This window comes from Fervidobacterium islandicum, assembly GCF_000767275.3.
GTDB classification, from domain to species: Bacteria; Thermotogota; Thermotogae; order Thermotogales; family Fervidobacteriaceae; genus Fervidobacterium; species Fervidobacterium islandicum.
Genome location: NZ_CP014334.2, coordinates 399357 through 419781, shown reverse-complemented (window position 1 = coordinate 419781; position 20425 = coordinate 399357). Strand labels below are relative to the sequence as shown.

Sequence of the window (20425 nt, the reverse complement as noted above, 5' to 3'; positions counted from 1 at the left end):
CTTTTTTTGTTTATCTTAATATTCGTATTTAACGACTAGCACCGTAGTATCATCGTGCTGAACCGTACCTTGCGAGAATTCGAAGACTGCGTTCATTATTTTATCAACTATATGCGAGGCTTTCAAGTATCTATTTCTCATTATCAATTCCTGCAATCTATCAAATCCAAATTCTTCTCCTGTAATACTCCGCGCTTCAACTACGCCATCAGTGTAAGCCACGATTACGTCGTTTTTTTCGAGTTTAAATTTCCCGATATCATACCAACCCTCGCCGAGAATTCCAAACGGTGTACCTGTAGACTCCAGCTTAATTATCTTGTTCTCCCTGAGTATGTACAGCGGATCATGACCTGCGTTAACATATTCCATTTCACCATCGGGCGTAATCTTAAAGATTATTGAAGTTATAAACCTACCAGTTTCAAAATCTTGGTGTATCATTTTATCAAACTGTTCTGCCAACATCTTTAAATCTTCAGAAATCTTACTTGAGAGCCTGAACATACTCCTAAAAGAAGACATTATAAGCGCTGCTGGCAAGCCTTTGCCAGAAACATCCGCAATACAACATATAATCGTTCCATCGTCTTTAGCAAGTACATCATAATAGTCCCCACCAACTTGAACGGCCGGTGCGCTTTGCGCACTTATATCAAATTTTTCGTTAACAGGGAATTCCTTCGGCAGTAAGCCCATTTGAATATTTCTTGCAATTTGAATTTGCTCTTCAAGTCGCTTCTTTTCTATTTCTCTTTGTAACATAACATACCTATTCACAGCTGTGAGTATTTGTTGCGCAACCGCTTCGGCAATCTTCTTGTCGCCAGCTGTGAATATCTTCTCAGAACCATAGCCCGAAAGTATCATTATCCCGTAATCACCTATCTCCGATTTTAGAGGCAGAGCTATATGACCACCAACATCTTTATCAAAGTCGACAAAGATCGTACTATCTTCTTGGTGATATCTTTGAACTAACTCATTGAGAACGTTCTCAGCACTCTTGCCACCATAGTATTCTAAGTACTGCTTATCATTGATCTTGAGTACAATGACCGCTGCGGAAAAATTAACTGCATTCTTTAAAAGCTTTAGAACACTACTCAAAATCATCCAAGGCTCTTCAACGGATGAGATGATTTTATTTATTTCGAATAAAGCTGACAATCCCTCGTACGTCGCTGTTAGTTCCTCGAGTTGTGCCTCAATTAGCTGTTGTAGTGCTTCGTTGTTCGCCTTCTGGTCAACGAGGCGTCTATGAATATAATCATAGAGCTGTTCAGCTGAATTAAACAGCTCTTCGAGACTATTTACGGATTTTAACTCAAAACCAAACAACTGAGCTATCTTTTCCAAAGTTTTCGAAAGGGGTTTCACCGCTTCCAAAACCTGTGTTTCATTTGTTCTGTCAACCATTTACTAAGCTCTTTACCTCCTCGACAAGTTGGGTAGGACTAAACGGTTTGGTCATTACCTTCTTTGCACCGAGTGACAGGGCTATTTGCTCATCATCTTGACCACCTTTTGCAGTCAAGACAATGACAGGTATATCCTTTATCGCTTCGTCCTTTTTCATCTCCTTCAAAACTGTAAAACCATCCATTCGTGGCATCATAATGTCAAGAATGACTACATCGGGACGCCACGAACGCATTTTTTCCAGGCCATCCACGCCATCTACTGCTTCTTCTACTTCCATCCCCAATTTTTTTAAGTTGAACACCGTAATTTTTCTTAGCACATCCGAATCATCAACAACAAGAACTTTCATGGAATCTTCCCCCCGTTTTTGGTCAGAAACTCTCTTAGTTCAACGGTTCCATAGAATGCTTTTGTCCTAACAGCCAAAAAAACTCCATCTATCAGGTACGGGTTGAATATTTTTTGACGTTCTATAGTGTATTTTACCACATAAAGTCCGTTTTTCAAAATAAGTTCGTATCTGTTCATCATTTCAGCAGGGATAAATAATTTGCCTGAATGCTTTTGAACAGGACGGTTCAAATCAAGAGGTTCTCGTGAAAAGAGAAGATATTCATACGAAGTGACAATTTCATTCAAGTTAATGTCGCTGGGAAATATTTCAACCAGTTCCAGACCTTGCACGGCTACGTTTCTTATAATCCCTTTCCAACTCTCTATATCCAGATCGCTGGCCTCGTGCTCCAATTTAACATTAACATAAAGTGCCAAATCGACAACACCGGTAGCAACAGTATCCAGAAAAGAAACCCTTGGTTTTGGATGAAAACCTTCAGAATATTGGATTTTCATACCGGACCTCAGAAGAGTTCTAACAATTGCATTCGAGGTCTCAATAGCAGATAAGAACCTCAAAAGTCCCTTCTTCTTAAATAATAGAATCATTGTAACCTCCGTATCTTTTCATCGTATCATTCTTCTCCGAGATAGACAGATTTAACCAATTCGTTTGACAGAACCTCATCGGGATCGCCCTCGGCTAAAACTTCCCCTTTGTGGATTACATATAACCTGTCTACAATTGGCTTCAAAGCTTCCACAGAATGATCAGTGATAATCACACCGATTCCTCTTTCTTTCAGGCTCAAAACTACCTTTTGGATCTCTTTGACCGTCTTCGGATCTATACCAATAAACGGTTCGTCCAGCAGAACGAATTTCGGTTTCAGTGACATCATCCTTGCCAATTCCAGTCTTCTTTTTTCTCCACCAGATAGCGAAAATGCGTACTGTTTCCTCAATGAGTCTATTCCAAACTCTGTAAGTGTGGTATCGATAATGGATTTTATCTCATTCCTCTTGAGTTTCTGAAATTCCAACACCAACCTGACGTTATCCTCTACATTCAAATCTCTAAAAACGGAAGTCTCTTGTTGAAGATACGTTATACCAAGCCTTGCTCTTTTGTGGATAGGCATATTAGTGATATTCTTGCCGTTAAAATAGACCTTTCCTCTCGTTGGTACAACGACACCGAGTATGATATTAAACAACGTAGTCTTGCCTGACCCGTTAGGGCCAAGCAAGCCTACCACTTCTCCAGTATTCACGTACATATTAACTTCCTTAAGAACCAGTTTTCTGCCGAACTTTTTAACTATCCGTTCACAAGAGATCTGATCGAAAACTTTGTCTGTCTCTGCCATTTTTCGTACAAACTCCTGTGCTTTGCTTTGACTGTCGAACAATCATTACTTCTTTGCAGTCTTAAGATACTTTATAAAAGCATCCGTGATATTATAAGCTTGGCTTCCATAGGCCATCGTTGTGCTATTGAAAATGAAGTCGTATCCCATAATTTCTGCATACTCTTTTACCTTTCCCAAAATCTCTGCTTCGATTTGTTGTTGTGTTTGTGCTATTTTGTTGTTGATCAGCTGTTGATATTCTAAGTACTTTTGTTGTTTCTGGTTTTGATCTTTGATCTTATCGAGCTCAGCTTGGTACTTCGCTATCTCATCCTGCATTTGCTTCTGGAAGTTGATCCACTTATCGTAATTTTGCAGTACTTTGTTTGGATCAATGTAGCCAAGCTTTGGCCCTGTTTTTGAATCTGCCGCTGTTCCAATAATGACTGCAAGAACCACAAATGCTGAAACTAATACGTACAAGAAATACTTACTCATCCTGAAAACACCTCCAAATGTAGTAGTTAAAATTTACTCCAGTGATGCTTATTTAACCCCTCTCTGAAGAACAATAGAAGCTGCTCCAAGTATCCCTGCATCCTCAACCAACGGGCTTTGAACAATTTCGTAAGTACCACGGAAGGAAGGCATCACCAGGTGATGCACCTTTTCTTTAAGTGGCGTGAACAGAATATCACCTGCGCGAGAAACACCTCCACCGATAACCACAATACTCGGGTTGAAAATATGTATAAAGTTAGCTACACCTACAGCCAATGCATTAACAACCCTGTCGACTATTGTTTTACCAAGTAAATCACCGTTTCTTGCAGCATCAAAAACAACCTTGGCATTTACTTCTTCAGCCAAGAATATCTCTGATTCTGGGAATTTCTTCTGACCCTCCAGTGCCATGCGTTTTATCGCTGTAGCAGAAGCTATTGCTTCAAGACAACCGTAATTGCCACATCCACAAAGTGGGCCATTTGGCTCAACTATTACGTGTCCTAACTCGGTACCTATCCCGTCCTTTCCTGTTATAAGTACCCCATGCGAGATAACTCCTCCACCAACGCCTGTTCCAAGTGTTAGTGCTACTATATGTTCGTGCCCCTTACCTGCACCAAACCATCTTTCACCAAGCACGAACGCATTCGCATCATTTTCAACAAAAACAGGCTTACTCAAAAAAGATGAAAGCTTTTCACCAAGCTCGAAATTGACCCAGTCTGGGAAATTGGGAGAGAAACGCACAACACCTTTATCGTGATCAATAGACCCGGGTGAACCTACACCAACCCCCACATACTCGTTACCTTCCGTCACTTCTAAAACCGCTTGCGCCATGCGCTCAACTACTTTGTCTCTACCTTCTTCTACCTTTGTTTCTCTTTCAATTTTTCTCAAGATCCTTCCATCCTTCGCATCAACCAAACCTACTTTAAAAAACGTTCCGCCTAAGTCTATACCAACGACATACACTTTCGTCTCCTCCCTTGTCACTTAGTATTATTTTACTGGATTAAAATAGACAAAAAACCAAAAACGACAAAGTCATAAACGATTATAACACAGACTCGCACGATAGTGTATAATATAAAGTGGAAGTTTTCAATACAAGTTTGAAACATAAAATCTCTTTAGCAAGTTAAACTATTTAAGCTGGATATTTTTGTAATCTCACATACCATTGTAACACGGTCAACCTTGGAAGGACCTTAGAATTACGTTTAACTTTCAGAAATTCTGTGTAAAAGGATGTGATGACATGATAGAACCTATCGAACAAGAACTCACAGAAAAAATAAAACTCCTATCTCCTGGTACGAAACTTAGAAAAGCACTTGATGACATTATACACGCACAGCTAGGTGCTCTCATTGTTTTCATAGATGAGGAAGAATTTCCGAGGTACTCTAATATATTACAAGCGGGCTTTAGAATCGAATGTGCTTTTTCCCCTGAGCGACTGTACGAACTTTCAAAAATGGACGGAGCTATAGTTATGGACAAAAATGCATCGAAGATCTTAGCAGCCAACGTTCATATAGTGCCAGACCCTGGCATTCCAACGTCAGAAACAGGCACACGTCATAGAACTGCCGAAAGGTTAGCCAGGCAGCTTGGCGTCATGGTGGTTGCGATATCAAAGCGAAGAAATGTTGTAACCTTGTATTATAAAGATAAAAAGTACGTATTTGGTGATATAAACTTTGTCCTAACAAAAGTAGGGCAAACGATTAACGCACTTGAAAGGTTTAGGGAGTCCTTCGATAGGGATTTGGAATTGCTCGACAAACTCGAGATTGAGGGGAGTGTTCCGCTCGATTCAGTCTGCGAAATCCTCATCAGAGGTACTGAAATCAAGTCGATATCGTCAAGTATAGAATTAAACATCATTGAATTAGGTGTCGAAGGACGGTTATCTCAACTCAGGTTACGCGAGGTTCTCAAAGATTTAGAAGAACTACTTACGTTGGTAATAATGGATTATTCGAAAAAAGATGTAACGGAAGACGAAGCAAAGCAAATTCTTGAAACTATGATGAGGATAGACCACCGTGTTGTCCCGTTTGCAAAGGCATTAGGATACGATGTTGTTAATTCACAGCAGGTTTCTGACACGATTGTGAGACCAAGAGGTTACAGAATCTTGAGAAACGAAGTCCACATTCCAATGAACATATCACAAAACGTCATCAAGTCATTCAGGTCCATAGACCAGCTCGTAAAGACGAATGCGAATGTCCTGCAAAGAGTCGAAGGTATCGGTGATAAACGTGCCAAAGCAATTCTACGAAGGCTGCGTGAAATAAAGAAAAGGCGCCAATAATCGGCGCCTTTTTCAACATCATAGCGTCATATTCAAATCAGATGGACAACGATTCCACTCTTCAATTTTGGTTCAAACCATGTGGATTTTGGAGGCATGATTTTACCTTCGTCAGAAACTCTCAAAAGGTCGTTGATCGATGTTGGATACATAGCAAACGCAACTTTGAACTCTCCACCGTCGACAAGCCTTATCAGTTCTTCTATACCAAGAATACCACCAACAAAATCTATTCTCTTATCCGTTCTTGGATTTTCTATTCCAAGGATAGGTGCAAGAAGATTATTCTGCAGGATTGACACGTCAAGCGAAGCGATTACATCGTTCTCATCGTACGTTCCACTCTTTGGTTCCAACTTGTACCACTTTCCTGACAGGTACATACCTATTGTATGTTTTTTTTCGGGTCTATAAACTCCGTCCACTGGAGTGACCTCGAATTTTTCAGAAACCCTTCTTAAGAATTCATCTTCGCTCATACCATTCAGATCCTTAACCACCCTGTTGTAATCAAGTATCTTAAGCTGGTTGTGTGGAAATAGTGCTGCCAAGAAATAGTTGAATTCTTCTTCACCTGTGTAATTTGGATTTTCATTCCTAAAGTCGATAGCAGCCCTTACAGCCGCTGCTGCTCTGTGGTGACCGTCGGCGATGTAGAAAGAATCAACGGACTTAAATGCATCAACAATTTCTTGAATTTCGTTTTCGTCTCTTAGCACCCAAACTATGTGTCTCACACCGGATTCATCAACGAAATCATATTCTGGTGTTCCTGCTGTGTGTTTCATAATCAAGTTATCAATTTCCGGTTTGGATTTGTACATTAAAAACACAGGTCCCGTATGTGCTTTAACTACCTTCACATGGAGAGCCCTTTCGTCTTCTTTGTCTTTCCTTGTCAGTTCGTGCTTCTTTATCTTGTTCTCGATGTATTCATCTACTGAGAATGTTGCAAAAAATCCGGTTTGCACATGGTCTCTCCAATGCTGCTGATAAATGTAAATGGAAGGTCTGTCTTCAACGAACATGTATCCATTCTCCGTCAACCATTCCAAGTGCTTCCTACCAGTTTCCAGAACCTTTGGATCATGCGTATCCACAGGCTGCTCAAAGTTTATCTCAGGTCTTGAGACCTTGTAAAACGTATATGGATTGTTCTTAGCCACCTCTCTGGCCATTTCTTCTGTTACGACGTCGTATGGTTTAGCGGCGATCTTATCAACCATCTCTTTCGTTGGCCTCAGAGCTCGAAAAGGTCTGACAATCATTGTCGCACCTCCGTATTTGTTAGTCTACTTACGCTAACTTTATTTTTCCTTCGTAAAGTGGGAACTGTTTGCACAATTCAATTACTTGTGAAGACACCTCTTTTGCAACGCCTTCATCGATATTTCCTTCCTCGTCTTTGATGTTCTTCAAGACTTTAACAATTAACTCAGCGATGATTTCCATCTCTTTTTCCTTCATCCCACGTGTGGTTAACGCAGGAGTTCCAAGCCTTATACCACTTGCCACGAATGGTGACCTTGTTTCGTTAGGTATCGTGTTTTTGTTGACGGTGATATGGCAGTATCCGAGAGCTGTTTCGGCTGCTTTACCTGTTACGTTAAGCGGATTCAAATCAACAAGCATCAAATGAGTATCCGTTCCTCCCGACACAATTCTTAGACCTCTATCCTCCAATGCCTTTGCCAGTGCTTTCGCATTTGCTACAACCTGTTTTTGATACTCCTTGAATTCTTCGGTAAGTGCTTCCTTGAAACAGACAGCCTTTGCTGCGATAACATGCATCAACGGACCGCCTTGAATCCCTGGGAAGATTGCTTTGTTAATCGCCTTGTAAATCTCTTCATCATTAGTCAATATCAAACCACCGCGTGGACCTCGCAAAGTTTTGTGTGTCGTACTTGTAACAACATGCGCATACTCAAGTGGGTTCGGATAAAGACCTGCAGCAACGAGTCCAGCAAAGTGTGCCATATCGACTACAAGGTAAGCTCCCACTTCGTCAGCTATTTCCCTAAACTTCTTGAAGTCTATGATTCTCGAATAAGCACTACCACCTGCAACGATTATCTTCGGTCTGTGTTCTAATGCGAGCTTTCTTACTTCGTCGTAATCGATGACCTCTGTTTGTGGGTTAACACCGTACTGAACGACTTTGTATATCTGACCTGAGAAATTTACACTTGCACCGTGTGTAAGGTGTCCTCCGTGACTCAGTGACATACCCATCAGCACAGAGCCTGGCTCTGCAAGAGCAAAATACGCTCCCATGTTAGCCTGAGAACCAGAATGAGGTTGCACGTTTGCATACTTCGCGTTGAACAATTTCTTTGCGCGTTCTCTTGCGAGTGTTTCAGCTACATCAACCCATTCACATCCACCGTAATAGCGCTTTTTTGGGTATCCTTCTGCATACTTGTTCGTTAAAACACTCCCCATCGCTTCCATAACAGCTAAAGAAACAAAGTTTTCAGAAGCTATGAGCTCGAGTCCGTACTCTTGCCTTTCCCATTCCTTTAGAATCACTTCGTAAATCTCAGGATCGGTGACTTTAACATGCTCCCACATAGGCGCACCTCCTAAATTGGAATGCAATAATCTGTAATTCATTATACATTGTCAATAAAAAAACGTGGAGTCCAAAAAACTCCACGCAGTCTCGAAAAATTACATTATTCATGTGTTTTTATCGTTTAAGATATCGAAAACATACCAATGAATCTTATTCTTCGGATATGCTTTCTTCCACAAGGAAACTACTTTTCCACATAGCTTGACAGATAGTTTTCAAGAAACGCCTTTATCGTTCCAGTCATCACAACGATTATTTCCTTCGTTACATCGTACAACTTATCAAGCTTCCCCTCTGCTTCCAGCCTTTTGAAGTCCTCAAGTGTGGGAACGCGTTCTGTTAACATATCGCCCATCACATCCTTTATACGCTTGTGGACTTCTGGAAATCTCGAATAACCGTACATCATTACCTCGTTTATCAACGCCTCGTAATTCGAAGGTATTCTTCTTTTTGGCGTGCTGGTTATCAAATTCCGTATCTCTTCGCTGTGCTTCGAATAATGAATCAGAAAAGCCAGATAGTTGTCGTACGTATAGTGTGCGTTGTTCAAAAGATTCTTCGTCTTCTTATCCATTAAGCTTCTCACAACTTCCCAGAACGTTCCAGGTGTTTCGTGGTATGGCTGGAATAGGTCCTCCATATAATGGAGCGCGTAAGATAGGAACCTGTAGCCCCAGTATTCATCACCTTTTGAAAATGCTTGTTTAGACATCTCAACAAAGTACAAGAATGACTTATCTCCTTCGAATGCTTCAATTAATCCTAATTTATACCTCATATGCCTGACACCTTGACTATTACCAATAAGTGACTGAAGCGGGGAAAGGTTCAATCCTTCATCCATTCCAAAATCCGGAAACTGTGCATATATTGTCATTATCTGCCACACAGGTAACTTACCATCGACAGGTTCAGGATCAGGCGGAAAAATTCCATCGTTGAGAGAATCGAAGAACTTTCGCTGACCTGCAAAATCATCGGTGTAGTAAAACTCCATGTTGTAAACACGGCTTTCTTTGTAAGTGTAAGGCCTTATCTCAACCAATCTGTCAACGTCAATTTTCAGCGATTTTACGACCAAATATGTGTACGACTCATGGCCACTCCAGGAAAGCAACAGAGTCGAAAATATTATCAAAAAAGCAAATATTAAAAAGCGAAACCAGAAATTCTTAGCCATCTTTGCACCTCCTGCAGGAATCAGCATTTCTACTCTTTACCAAAGAAATAAAGTAGAACTTCTGGTAGCCGCCTTGCCCAAGCACTTTCAGAGTGTGGGGCTCCCCTATCTTCGATGTAGAATACTTCAAGATTCTCCTTTTGGAGCAAGACCTTGTAAAGCTCGCGAGCATCGTTTAAGCGGTCTACTGGATTAGAACCCTCTGCTGTTCCAATATCGACGTACACCATTGTAAAATCTTCAACTTGTGCATTTCTTACATATTCTACCAACTTCCTATTTGCAAACCAAACAGATGGACTCATCGCACCTATTTTCGAAAAGACATCGTTGTATTCAAAACCTATGTAAAGTGAAATCAAACCACCCATCGACGAACCCATTATGGCTGTGTTTTCTCTGTCTGGTAAGGTTCTGAAATGCTCATCGATGTAAGGTTTGAGGGTGTTTACAATGAACTTCGCATACAGATCTCCTTTTCCTCCTCCGTAACTTGAATCAACCCAAGGGGAGTACTCGTTTATCCTTTCCGCGCCCGTGTAGTATATCCCAACAATTATAATCGGACGCATCAAACCTTTTTTAATTAACTCTTCCGCACTTTCATCTGCACCCCACTCAACACCCGAAAACGAAGTTGAGGCATCGAAGATATTCTGACCGTCGTGCATGTACAGAACGGGATACCTCTCATCCGAAGTTTCGTAATCCGGTGGAAGGTAGATGATTATGTCTCTTTTGTTCCCGAGCTCTGGAGAATAAAAATCCTTAATCAACTTTATGTTTCCAGTGTACGTCTTTCTCAGACCTGCTTGCTGCTTTTCCACAAAATCCCTCCAGTGATTTACGGTGATATTAACAACCATATCTTTGTCAACGTTCAGCACCCTGTTAGGAATCTCCTGACCTTTTTGACCCTTTTCAACGGTCTCCCATGAACCTCGGGTAAATTTGAATTCAATCGGTCCGTTAAGCTCAAGTGTTATCGTATAAACCTCTCCAGCCCTTTCCAACTTGTACCTTTCGTCTTTTGGATTCCAGTTATTAAACGTACCCGCTATGTAAACATCATCATCATCAAAAGGTGTGTACGTTGGAACCTCAACAACGAACGTAACCTTGAATCCAAATAGTGTTACAAAAACACTCAAGAGCATTGCAATAGACAAAAGCACGCTCTTTTTAAATATGTTTCCTGATAAAACAAAACTCATATGCTCCCCCTCCCGGAAATGACTGGATTTATTAATAGTGCTAAGTTAATTTTCCTTTGGATTGTGCCTCTAGAAGTATCAACTCCGCCCTCTCTTTTTGATTTGGAAACAGGTCATCGGGTACGTGTTCTTTTCCAAGCTTTTGGCAAACGATCCAACGAGCGCAGTCTTTGTACTTATCACTTGCTGAACAGTAATTCGATTTATAGTATTCCTGAAGTGCGCTTTTTCCCGAGAGAGTGATATTGAAGAACTTACATCCTTGCAGATTTGGGCATATCATCTTTTCACCTCATAGTACCAAAATTAAAATGGAAGTGTTTTCTCAATCCTTGGACATATAGTTGCTCATGAACAATTATAACACACTATCGATATTCATTTGCAAAATCTCTTCACTTTTTTAAAAGTCTGATAGCCTACAGTTCATGTTTGATATTCCGATAATATAATTGGAAATACTCACTCCACAAAGTTTTGTTCCATCTCCAAGAGGTGGTGAGCAAATGAGAATAGAAGAATACAACGTAGCACTTTCGTCAGAAAACCTTAGTTTGAATTACGTGCGAAACTCTTCAACGGTTCGTAAATACAAAATTCCAGCAACTGTTGAAATCACGGTTTATGAAAAATCGCCTATGATCGATGAGAAGACTTTGAACAAGATCAAGATACTCAAGATGATGTTGGAAAAACTGACAGGTAAGAAGTTGAAAATCTATCTTCCAGGAACACAATACGAGATTTCCGTAAACAAAAAAGACGCACAAGAAGTTGTTGAGTTTGAAAATGAGACAGAATCTTTGAATCTCCAATACTCAAACTTCTCGGCAACCGGACAAGTAAAGACAAAAGACGGCAGAACAATAGATTTTTCCATTCAAGCTTCGCTCTTCCAAATGACCTATTCATATGAAAAGGTATCTGGAAAAGTTGTGGATCCACTTGCCCTTGATTTAAAATCACCGACCGGCAAGGAGCAAGTCGTCGAACTTGACCTGAATTTTGATGGAAAGCTCGAAAAATTCTACATCGGTAACGGGCGAGGGCTGCTCGTGTACGATAAGAACGGAAACGGGAAGGTAGACGATGCAAGAGAATTGCTCGGACCTGTAACTGGTGATGGGTTTTCTGAACTGGGCAAGCTGGACAGTGACGGAGATAATTGGATAGATGAAGACGATGTGGAGTTCTTAAAACTGAAAATCTGGACAACTGATGAAAATGGAAGGCAAAAACTTGTTGGCTTGTTAGACCTGAACGTTGGGGCGATATTTCTTGGAAGCGTAACTACTCCTTTTGACTACTACGATACGATTATAAGACGTACGGGTATTTACCTTACTGAGAACGGAAGTGTCGGAACGGTCAGGCAAGTCGATTTCAAAGTGTGAATTCTCAGTTCCTAATGCCTCTACGCAAAAACGCATAACCTCACCTTTATAACTTTGTCCACCTGAGAAGGTGGACTTTTTTCTTTTCGCCGATTTTTGGTATAATTCTAAGTGACCGGTAAAAGAACGCGACGGATTGGAGAGGTGTAGCGATGGGTATGGAAAACATTTCAAATGCCATTTCACCGATAGAAATGAGACACAGACTTCACATGTCGCCAGAGCTCGCGTTTAACGAGTACAAAACCCAAGAAATAATTATCAAAGAACTTGAAAAACTCGGAGTTAAGTACGAAAAGATCGCGAAAACAGGTCTAGTTGTCCTTATAGAACAATCTCCTGCGAAACCTTCGGTTCTCTACAGAGCCGATATGGATGCACTCCCGATAAGAGAAGAAACAGGCTGGGAATTTGCTTCAAAAAACGAAGGACTTATGCACGCGTGTGGTCATGATGTCCATATGTCTGTGATGTACGGTGTAATTAAGAAGATTCTGGAAGAAAAAATAGAGGGAAACTACGTCTTCGTTTTCCAGCCTGCGGAAGAAACTATCGGAGGTGCAAAGTACGTCCTTGATGAATTAAGAGAAAAGTACAAAGTGAAGTGCGCAACAGCACTCCACGTTACTGATGAATACAAACTCGGAGAGTTTGCATCTACCAATGGTACACTCTTTGCTTGCGCAATGGAAATTACCGCAAAATTCAAAGGAGTATCAGCCCACATCGCTCAAAAAGAGAAAGGTATAGATGCAATAAGAAATGCCGTAGGATTTCTCTCTGAGTTCTACAACAACCCCATAGATGACTCAACTTTAGGCAGAAGGGTACTGGCAGGTTTTGGAAAAATGTTTGGTGGTAATGTAAGAAACGCTGTTGCAGACTATGCACAGGTTGAGGGTTCTATACGTGGAGAAACACTTGAAATTGTCTTTGAGAATTTTCAAAAACTTACTAAAATGGTAGAAAAATACGGTGGAACATTGGAGAAGGGAAGTCTCTACCCACCCGTTGTCAATAACACCGTTATTTATGGTCTATTCAAAGACTTCGTTTCAAAAAACTCGTACAAATTCATAGATTGTGGGATGAAATATACAGGTGAGGACTTCGGATTTTTCACGATGAAATATCCATCCTTGATGTTCTGGGCAGGTGTTAGGACAGGGAACGAAGTAATAGGATTGCACCATCCTAAATTCTTGCCAGGTGACGAGGTTATTCCACACCTTGTCGACTTTATGGTAAAATGGTTAGTTGAACTGTACAATGAATTTTGAAAAGCAACCTGAATAGGAAAAATCGAAACTCTTAGAAACACCACTGAAAGGAAGGTGTCTGGTGTGATTGTATTCATGACCGATTGGGGAAATTCACATTACGTTGGTATCTGCAAAGGCGTGATGCGACATATAACGGATGCAGAAATTGTGGACCTAACACACAACATCACTCCTTACAATGTAAGAGAAGCTATGTATATCTTGGATAGAAGCGTCGACTACTTTCCTGAAAAGTCTGTTTTCCTTATTGTAGTCGACTATGGTGTTGGTACAGCTAGAAAAGCAATAGCAGTGGAAACTGAAAAGTACTATTTCGTTGCACCTGATAATGGTATCCTCACACTGGTTTTGGAAAGGCACCTACCAAGGAAGATCGTTGATTTGGTAAACAAGAAATATCACTTTGGAAGCTCAAGAACATTCCACGGCCGTGATATCTTCTCACCTGCAGCTGCGTACATCACAAAAGGTATCTTCGATGAATTAGGAACAAGGTTACCGAATTACGCCACCGTTCCTTACAGAAAGGCGCACATGAGTGCCACCGGTATCTTTGGGGAAGTGGCCTACTTTGACAGGTTTGGCAATATCGAAACCAACGTGCCTTTCTCCTGGGTTGCTCAGAAAGACCAAGTGAAATTGAGAATAGGCAACAAAACAGTTGCTGTCCCCGTTGTTGAAACCTACGCAGATGTCAACGAAGGAGAGCTCTTAATACACGAAGACAGTACGGGATACATTGAAATTGCGGTGAATAAGGGTGTTGCAAGGGAGAGGTTTAAATGCTTTGAAGGTTGTGAGTTAGAAATTCTGTTCTAATTTCCTTCGACGAAGAGGTGGTTTATGCTGTACTTTACAAATCTTTCCAAGAGTTTTTGTATACTCTTGTTGATTCTCAGCGTGAATAGCATTCTTGCGGGCGAACTCTACGAGTTTGCCTATGTTTTTTTAGTTAATCACAAAGTCCCAGAAAACCACGCAAAACTGATGGCAAAAGCTTTGGAGGAAGAAGCTGAGATCGTTCCAAAAAGTGTGGATCCTCTGTACATGCTTGCCTTTGGCCTTTCGGAAACGAATTTCAGGAACATCTTCGGTGATCAAGGTAAAGCTGTTGGGTATTTCCAACTCCATGAAAACGCGGTGTTTTACGTTGCCAACTTCTACGATGATGTTAAGCAATTCAAGCAACAGCACAGAAATCACGTGGAACTGATAAATCACCCAGATTGGCAGCTGAGAATCGCTTATCGCTACATCTATTTGACACTTCGCTACGTATTCGATTGGGACCTTGCCAGAGCCATCTCTGCTTACAACGGTCGGTCTGATAAGTACAACGTATACACGATCAAGTTCTTCCATTACTACACGAAAATCATTTCCGAGTACGTTGCCTTTTTGAATTCAAAAAAATCAAATAGCAGCAAATAGCGAACGTCTCGCTTTTAATCTATTGGTACAAAGTAGGTGATCAATTTTGAAACTGACCATAGGAAAATACATCCCAAAAGATTCCCCAATCCACCAGCTAGATCCCAGGGTAAAGATGATTTCCGTTCTTATCCAAGTTACGAGTGTAATGTTAGTTAAAGACCTCATTGGCTACATAGGCCCCGTAGCTGTTTTTGTTTTCTTTATGCTTTTATCAAAAATAAGACCTGTTGTATATTTAAGAAGCTTAAAAAGTATGTGGTTTCTGATAGTTTTCGCTGTTATTGTTCAGTACTTCATAGGAGGGATTACTTCAAGTATTTACATAGGACTTCGCTTGTCTCTCATTTTCCTTTTTGCAACGATGTTCACATACACAACTCCTCCGCTTCTGACCGCAAGAGGAATCGTCGATATTCTCAAGTATTTCGGTGTAAAGGATGATTCACGAGAAGATTTCGGCATGATGCTTGCGATATCGATACGCTTTATCCCAATACTCTTGGACGAGGCAGATAGGATTATCAAAGCGCAGATCTCAAGAGGTGCGAAGTATTCAGAAAAAGGTATTAAGAACAAACTATCTGCACTAACAAGTATCATTATCCCTTTGTTAGTATCTTCTTTAAGGAAAGCCGAAGAGCTATCATTAGCTCTTCAGGCTCGCAAATACGGTGTCACAAAACGAAGTCACTATTATACACTCAGTTGGTCAAAAAGTGACACGCTTTACCTTCTTGCCAACATAGGATTGATTTGCACTGTTTTGGCGATGCGTATACTTTAGTGCTCTAAAACGTTGCAGAACCTTGTGTATATCTCGTCAATCTCTTCAGCAGTTACGTTCAACGGCAACAAGAACCTCACAACACCACTACTTAGTATATTTACCAAAAGCCCATGGTCTATGAATTTCTCAACCCACTTCGAATCAATCGATACTCTTGGCTTTATTCCCCTCATCAACCCTATACCTAAGATGGTTCCAACATCTGAGAAACGCTTTTCAAAGTACCCGCCCATTTCAACAACTTGATGCATCAACTGTTCATCAATCATATCCAAGACCGCTCTTCCAGCGGCAAGAGCCACAGGATTCGGAGCAAACGTCGAGCCGTGTTCACCTGGCTCGAAGACATCGGCGAACTCATCGAGCATTACACATGCACCAAGTGGCAAACCCCCTCCAATGCCTTTTGCCACAGTAACGATATCAGGTTCAATATCGAAATACTGATAGGCGTAAAATCGTCCTGTTCTACCAAGTCCACTCTGCACCTCGTCCGCAACGATTATATATTCCTTCTTCTCCTTGTAAGTTCTTATCAAATCTACAATTTCTTTCGGAATCAGATTAAGTCCACCACTACCGTGTACAACCTCAATGAACACGGCAGCTATATCTTCGGTCTTGTCAAAGAATTCCTTGACCACATGATAATCGTAGGGAAGAAACACTACGTTTTCATCGGATATGAACTGATTACGTATACTATCAAATCCCGTGATACTCAAGGCCTTCAAAGTCCTTCCATGAAAATTCTTAACAAAGGATACAATCTTACCATGTCTTTTTACCTTACTAACGACCTTCAGTGCACATTCTGTACTCTCCGTCCCTGAATTAGTGAAAAACACCTTTCCGTACCTTCCTGTCTCGCGTACAAGTCTTTGCGCCACGTAATTTGCATCGTCATCCACGAAAAAATTCGAAAGATGGACGTACCTATCGATTTTCTCCTTCATTGCCTGTATAACCTTCTCATGACCATGTCCGAAAAGCAAAACACCAATGCCCATGAACGTATCGATGTATCTTTTGTTCGACTTATCCCACATATATATGCCTTTCGCATGGGAAACCTCTATCGGATATCTATTATACGTATTCGACAGATAACACTCGGTTTGAGTGAGCATAGATTCTTCCTCCTCGTATAATAAGTTCGGTAAAAATTAAAATTGGTCTTTGAAAATTGAATGCATATTTTTTAACACCTCTGGTAAAATAGTTTCAGGTTGCCCCTCCTTGAGACTTTGTTCTCTTAAATAAGATTGCCTAACTAGAGTACAGCTTTTTACTTGCCGGAAAATGTTTTGCCTCGTTTTCTTATGTACCGCGAGGTTGTAAGGCTGTACTCAATCCGGAGGTGATTCCTTTGGCTATTTTAGCTATTGATGTCTCAAAGAACTATCTTTCTTTCTTTTCTGATTTCATCGGTAGTGGGACTGTTGAGAACTCTCCTCAAGGTATTGTTGAACTTTTTAACAAAGCTTTTGCTTCTTCTTCCGATTTTTCTCTTGTCCTTGAATCAACTGGTGTTTTTTCTTTTAATGTCGCTAACTTCTTCTTTCAAAACAACGTACCTGTCTTTTGGGTTAAAACTGATAACATTAAGCTCTATCGCAAAATTCTCAATCGTCCTAAAACTGACAAAATCGATGCTGAACTTATTTTCTCTATCGCTTCTAAATTTCCTGAGTCTTTAGTCCCTTTTGTCAATAACTCATATATCATCTCTGAGCTTCGTAATCTCACCAGACTTTATTTAAAGTTCAACGAAGATATCGCTCGATTGAAACTTAGGCGTTTCTCTTTATTTCCCTAAACTTGACTTTAAACTAAATAAGACTTTCGAATGCCTGCTTAAAGATTATACAATCGAAGAAATCGCAAACATGCCAATTGAAGAGTTATTTGAATATATTGCGAAAATTTCCAGACACAATGTCTCTTCACAAGTCTTAGCAGAAAAACTCCAAACTCTTGCTAAAGATGCCTTGAGGTTGTCTGTTAATCCTTCAAACACTCTGAGAATATCTATTGTTTCCACTATCGATTTGATACAGCACTATGAAAAACAAATCGAACTAGTAAAGAAAGAAATAAGTAAATTACTTAAAGTAATTTCGAACACACTAACAACAGTCAAAGGGATAGGAGAAATAACTGCAGCTGGAATTATAGCCGAAATAGGAGACATCAATCGTTTCGAAAAAGCCTCAGCGTTAGCATCATACGCAGGGCTTGTATGGACAATCAATCAAAGTGGAAATTACAAATCAGAAAACAACCAACTAACGAAAAAAGGGAACAAGTATCTAAGAACATACCTAGTAATGGCAGCGAACGGAGTAAAGACATACGATCCTGTATACAAAGAATATTATCGCAAAAAGTACGCAGAAGCAACAACACACAAACACATGAGAGCGCTAATATTAACTGCAAGGAAATTAGTAAATTTAGTGTATTATTTACTAAAGAACAACGTACCGTATGTACCGATGAAATAGGTAAAAAGAACGAAATCAAGTATGTGAAGAATGAAAGTGAAATATTAAGTTATTGAAAGTCAAAGTGTTGACTAGGTTTTTTATTTTTCTATTTTTTCTCCTCTTGACTTATTACCGGAAATCTTATTTAAGAACTCGAACGGTTCTATTTTTCTCCTCGCTTTTTGAACTTCTTACCAATGCTTTTCAGAATACTGTCTGGAGAATCAGCGCTTCCTTGATGTAAAACCTTGAAACTCTTTCCGACCAAATATCCCGCCGCCTTACGTGCCCATATTTCCTCTTTTGAGAACTCAACCTTGTTCCTATAATCGTGCTTATCAACGTACGAATGCAGTAAGTTTACCAAGTGTTTGAATTTAGACACTTGAATTCTTTGAAGCCTATCTTTTAGAATACTACCAAGTCTTGAAGAAATCTCAGCATAATGGCTATAGCACAATACAGCGTTCGATGACTCATAAAGCGTAATCATGCTCTCGATATTCTCAACAAAAGATTCAATGTACATCTCTTCAAACATTCCTTCTTTATCGCACAAAACACATCTGTTGGTCATCTCAGGTTCCGTTCCAGACTGCACAAAATTGGTAAGATGATCGAGCATATCCGCGTATATTATCGCTAGTCCCATCGAACCGAGTTGCCGATGCTTAGACAAATACATCTCTATCTTTTCAACATGCTTTCGACACAAACCTTCAATACGTAGCTTAGCTCGGACTGAAGGATCGTTTACAGCCTCATACAATAGGCTACCGATTATCTGCTCAACGGAGCTCTGTGTGAGTTTACATATGGGGCATTCAAAATTTGACTGTTCGATAACTTCCTCAAGGTGCATCTCAGTAAGTCCCAATCATTCCACCTTCCATCTCACAAATCAAAAGCTTCACAGATACTTTTCACAAGCTCTTGTGCAACATCTTCAGGCACGAGCACCGATATCTTAATTTCAGAAGTCGTTATCAGTTCAGGCTCAACACCGTGCTTTGCCAAAACTTCGAGCAACTTCGACGCAACACCGTAATGCGAGCGCATGCCAGTTCCAACTACTGTTATTTTAGCATACTGACCATAGAAGTGGTATTTCGCACCGAATTCTGCCAGTGTTTCGTTCAAAAGACTTTCGATCTTATCGAGCCTTTCAGGAACAACTGTAAACGAAACGTGAGTAGCCGAACCGTTTTTCAACAACGAAATCATGTCGACGTTTATTCCCTTCTCGGCAACCTTCTTGAATATGTCGGTAACAACATTCGCATCATTTGGAAGGTCCATAATGGACACTTTGACTTGGTTCCTATCCAAGCTCACACCAGTTACCAAAGGTTCTTCAAGCCATTCAGGAATCCTGTCAACCACCCAAGTTCCCTCCTCATCGCTGAATGATGAACCACAGTAGATTTTAACTCCATATTTTTTCGCTATCTCAACCGATCGCGAATGTAGGACCTTTGCACCAGTTGCCGCCATTTCCAGCATATCATCGTACGTGACGTACTGAAGTTTCTTCGTCTGAGGATAGAGTTTCGGATCGCACGTGTAGACACCTGCCACATCACTGTAGATTTCACAATCGCATTTCAACTTGGCGGCCAGCGCCACCGCCGATGTGTCAGAACCACCCCTACCGAGAGTCGTTAGATGCTCATCCTCGGTAACTCCCTGAAAGCCCGTTACCACGAGCACATCATGATTATCAAGGTACTCTTTCAACTTCTTGACGCTGATATCCATTATCCTTGCATTGTTGTGTGATTTTGTTGTCAGAATCTTCACCTGGAAAGCGTTCAGTGAGATTGCGTTTATACCCATATCTTTAAGAGCCATTGCAACAAGTGCACAAGAAACTTGCTCGCCTGTTGTAAGGAGCATATCGAGTTCACGTTCATCCGGTCTGCTTGACACACTCTTTGCAAGCGAAATAAGGTTATCCGTGGTTTTCCCCATTGCAGAAACGACGGTCACCACTTTGTACCCTTCTTGGACTTTCTTTGCTATCCTTCGAGCTACATTCTTGATCCTCTCGGCATCCGCAACAGAAGAACCCCCGTACTTTTGAACAATGACTTTGTCGCTGCCTACCCTTGTCAATG

20 protein-coding genes and 1 pseudogene are annotated in these 20425 nt (G+C 40.7%); 7 read left to right on the top strand and 14 right to left on the bottom strand.

Annotated elements, in window-relative coordinates; all coding sequences use genetic code 11:
* Nucleotides 1-15: 15 nt before the first annotated feature.
* The 6 genes from NA23_RS01975 to NA23_RS01950 are packed head-to-tail and all read right to left on the bottom strand — an operon-like array spanning nucleotide 16 to nucleotide 4595.
* On the bottom strand, nucleotides 16-1419 hold the full coding sequence (locus tag NA23_RS01975; protein ID WP_052107092.1) for a PP2C family protein-serine/threonine phosphatase: 1404 nt from the start codon (nucleotides 1417-1419) through the stop codon (nucleotides 16-18).
* Nucleotides 1412-1774 (bottom strand): response regulator transcription factor, encoded by a 363-nt coding sequence (locus NA23_RS01970; RefSeq protein ID WP_033191308.1) that lies wholly within the window; start codon nucleotides 1772-1774, stop codon nucleotides 1412-1414. The genes NA23_RS01975 and NA23_RS01970 overlap by 8 nt, the downstream gene beginning before the upstream one ends.
* Nucleotides 1771-2370 (bottom strand): TIGR03936 family radical SAM-associated protein, encoded by a 600-nt coding sequence (locus NA23_RS01965; protein WP_033191309.1) that lies wholly within the window; start codon nucleotides 2368-2370, stop codon nucleotides 1771-1773. The genes NA23_RS01970 and NA23_RS01965 overlap by 4 nt, the downstream gene beginning before the upstream one ends.
* A 26-nt stretch (nucleotides 2371-2396) precedes the next feature.
* On the bottom strand, nucleotides 2397-3131 hold the full coding sequence (lptB, locus tag NA23_RS01960) for an LPS export ABC transporter ATP-binding protein (protein WP_033191310.1): 735 nt from the start codon (nucleotides 3129-3131) through the stop codon (nucleotides 2397-2399).
* Nucleotides 3132-3176: 45 nt separating this feature from the next.
* Nucleotides 3177-3611: an OmpH/Skp family outer membrane protein gene (locus NA23_RS01955; protein WP_033191311.1), complete on the bottom strand. Its 435-nt coding sequence runs from the start codon at nucleotides 3609-3611 to the stop codon at nucleotides 3177-3179.
* 48 nt (nucleotides 3612-3659) lie between these two features.
* Nucleotides 3660-4595 (bottom strand): ROK family protein, encoded by a 936-nt coding sequence (locus tag NA23_RS01950; RefSeq protein WP_033191312.1) that lies wholly within the window; start codon nucleotides 4593-4595, stop codon nucleotides 3660-3662.
* Between the two features lie 286 nt (nucleotides 4596-4881).
* Between NA23_RS01950 and disA the strand changes: the two genes are divergently transcribed.
* On the top strand, nucleotides 4882-5946 hold the full coding sequence (gene disA, locus NA23_RS01945; RefSeq protein WP_033191313.1) for a DNA integrity scanning diadenylate cyclase DisA: 1065 nt from the start codon (nucleotides 4882-4884) through the stop codon (nucleotides 5944-5946).
* Between the two features lie 32 nt (nucleotides 5947-5978).
* On the opposite strand, the gene NA23_RS01940 is transcribed toward disA, so the two are convergent.
* The 5 genes from NA23_RS01940 to NA23_RS01920 all read right to left on the bottom strand — a co-directional run bounded on the left by NA23_RS01940 (nucleotide 5979) and on the right by NA23_RS01920 (nucleotide 11204).
* Complete coding sequence (locus tag NA23_RS01940) at nucleotides 5979-7214, bottom strand: DUF1015 domain-containing protein (RefSeq protein ID WP_033191314.1); 1236 nt, start codon at nucleotides 7212-7214, stop codon at nucleotides 5979-5981.
* 28 nt (nucleotides 7215-7242) lie between these two features.
* Nucleotides 7243-8520 carry a serine hydroxymethyltransferase gene (gene glyA, locus NA23_RS01935; RefSeq protein WP_033191315.1) on the bottom strand — a complete coding sequence of 426 codons (1278 nt, stop codon included), beginning with the start codon at nucleotides 8518-8520 and terminating at the stop codon, nucleotides 7243-7245.
* 188 nt (nucleotides 8521-8708) lie between these two features.
* Complete coding sequence (locus NA23_RS01930; protein WP_052107093.1) at nucleotides 8709-9707, bottom strand: phospholipase C/P1 nuclease family protein; 999 nt, start codon at nucleotides 9705-9707, stop codon at nucleotides 8709-8711.
* Nucleotides 9708-9736: 29 nt separating this feature from the next.
* Nucleotides 9737-10921 (bottom strand): alpha/beta hydrolase-fold protein, encoded by a 1185-nt coding sequence (locus NA23_RS01925; RefSeq protein ID WP_033191316.1) that lies wholly within the window; start codon nucleotides 10919-10921, stop codon nucleotides 9737-9739.
* 40 nt (nucleotides 10922-10961) lie between these two features.
* Complete coding sequence (locus NA23_RS01920; RefSeq protein WP_033191317.1) at nucleotides 10962-11204, bottom strand: hypothetical protein; 243 nt, start codon at nucleotides 11202-11204, stop codon at nucleotides 10962-10964.
* A 223-nt stretch (nucleotides 11205-11427) separates the two neighbouring features.
* On the opposite strand from NA23_RS01920, the gene NA23_RS01915 reads away from it, so the two are divergent.
* From NA23_RS01915 to NA23_RS01895, 5 genes are all read left to right on the top strand, one after another.
* The gene (locus NA23_RS01915; RefSeq protein WP_033191318.1) at nucleotides 11428-12315 is read left to right on the top strand and encodes an FG-GAP repeat domain-containing protein; all 888 of its coding nucleotides are present in this window, start codon (nucleotides 11428-11430) and stop codon (nucleotides 12313-12315) included.
* A gap of 152 nt (nucleotides 12316-12467) precedes the next feature.
* Nucleotides 12468-13595, top strand: coding sequence for a M20 metallopeptidase family protein (locus NA23_RS01910; RefSeq protein WP_407918652.1), 1128 nt, complete (start codon nucleotides 12468-12470; stop codon nucleotides 13593-13595).
* 63 nt (nucleotides 13596-13658) lie between these two features.
* The gene (locus NA23_RS01905; protein ID WP_033191319.1) at nucleotides 13659-14417 is read left to right on the top strand and encodes an SAM hydrolase/SAM-dependent halogenase family protein; all 759 of its coding nucleotides are present in this window, start codon (nucleotides 13659-13661) and stop codon (nucleotides 14415-14417) included.
* A gap of 24 nt (nucleotides 14418-14441) precedes the next feature.
* Entirely contained in the window at nucleotides 14442-15029 is a 588-nt protein-coding gene (locus NA23_RS01900; protein ID WP_052107094.1) for a hypothetical protein, read from the top strand.
* A gap of 46 nt (nucleotides 15030-15075) precedes the next feature.
* Nucleotides 15076-15816 (top strand): energy-coupling factor transporter transmembrane component T family protein, encoded by a 741-nt coding sequence (locus NA23_RS01895; RefSeq protein ID WP_033191320.1) that lies wholly within the window; start codon nucleotides 15076-15078, stop codon nucleotides 15814-15816.
* Here the strand turns inward: NA23_RS01895 and NA23_RS01890 are convergent.
* Nucleotides 15813-16949 carry an aspartate aminotransferase family protein gene (locus tag NA23_RS01890; RefSeq protein WP_033191321.1) on the bottom strand — a complete coding sequence of 379 codons (1137 nt, stop codon included), beginning with the start codon at nucleotides 16947-16949 and terminating at the stop codon, nucleotides 15813-15815. The genes NA23_RS01895 and NA23_RS01890 overlap by 4 nt on opposite strands.
* 239 nt (nucleotides 16950-17188) lie before the next feature.
* Between NA23_RS01890 and NA23_RS10685 the strand changes: the two are divergent.
* Nucleotides 17189-18326: pseudogene (locus NA23_RS10685) on the top strand (IS110 family RNA-guided transposase).
* Between the two features lie 145 nt (nucleotides 18327-18471).
* Here the strand turns inward: NA23_RS10685 and NA23_RS01875 are convergent.
* Both NA23_RS01875 and NA23_RS01870 read right to left on the bottom strand, forming a co-directional pair.
* Entirely contained in the window at nucleotides 18472-19185 is a 714-nt protein-coding gene (locus NA23_RS01875; protein ID WP_052107095.1) for a DUF6062 family protein, read from the bottom strand.
* 17 nt (nucleotides 19186-19202) lie between these two features.
* Nucleotides 19203-20423, bottom strand: a complete 1221-nt coding sequence (locus NA23_RS01870; RefSeq protein ID WP_033191322.1) for an aspartate kinase — start codon at nucleotides 20421-20423, stop codon at nucleotides 19203-19205.
* Between the last annotated feature and the right edge of the window lie 2 nt (nucleotides 20424-20425).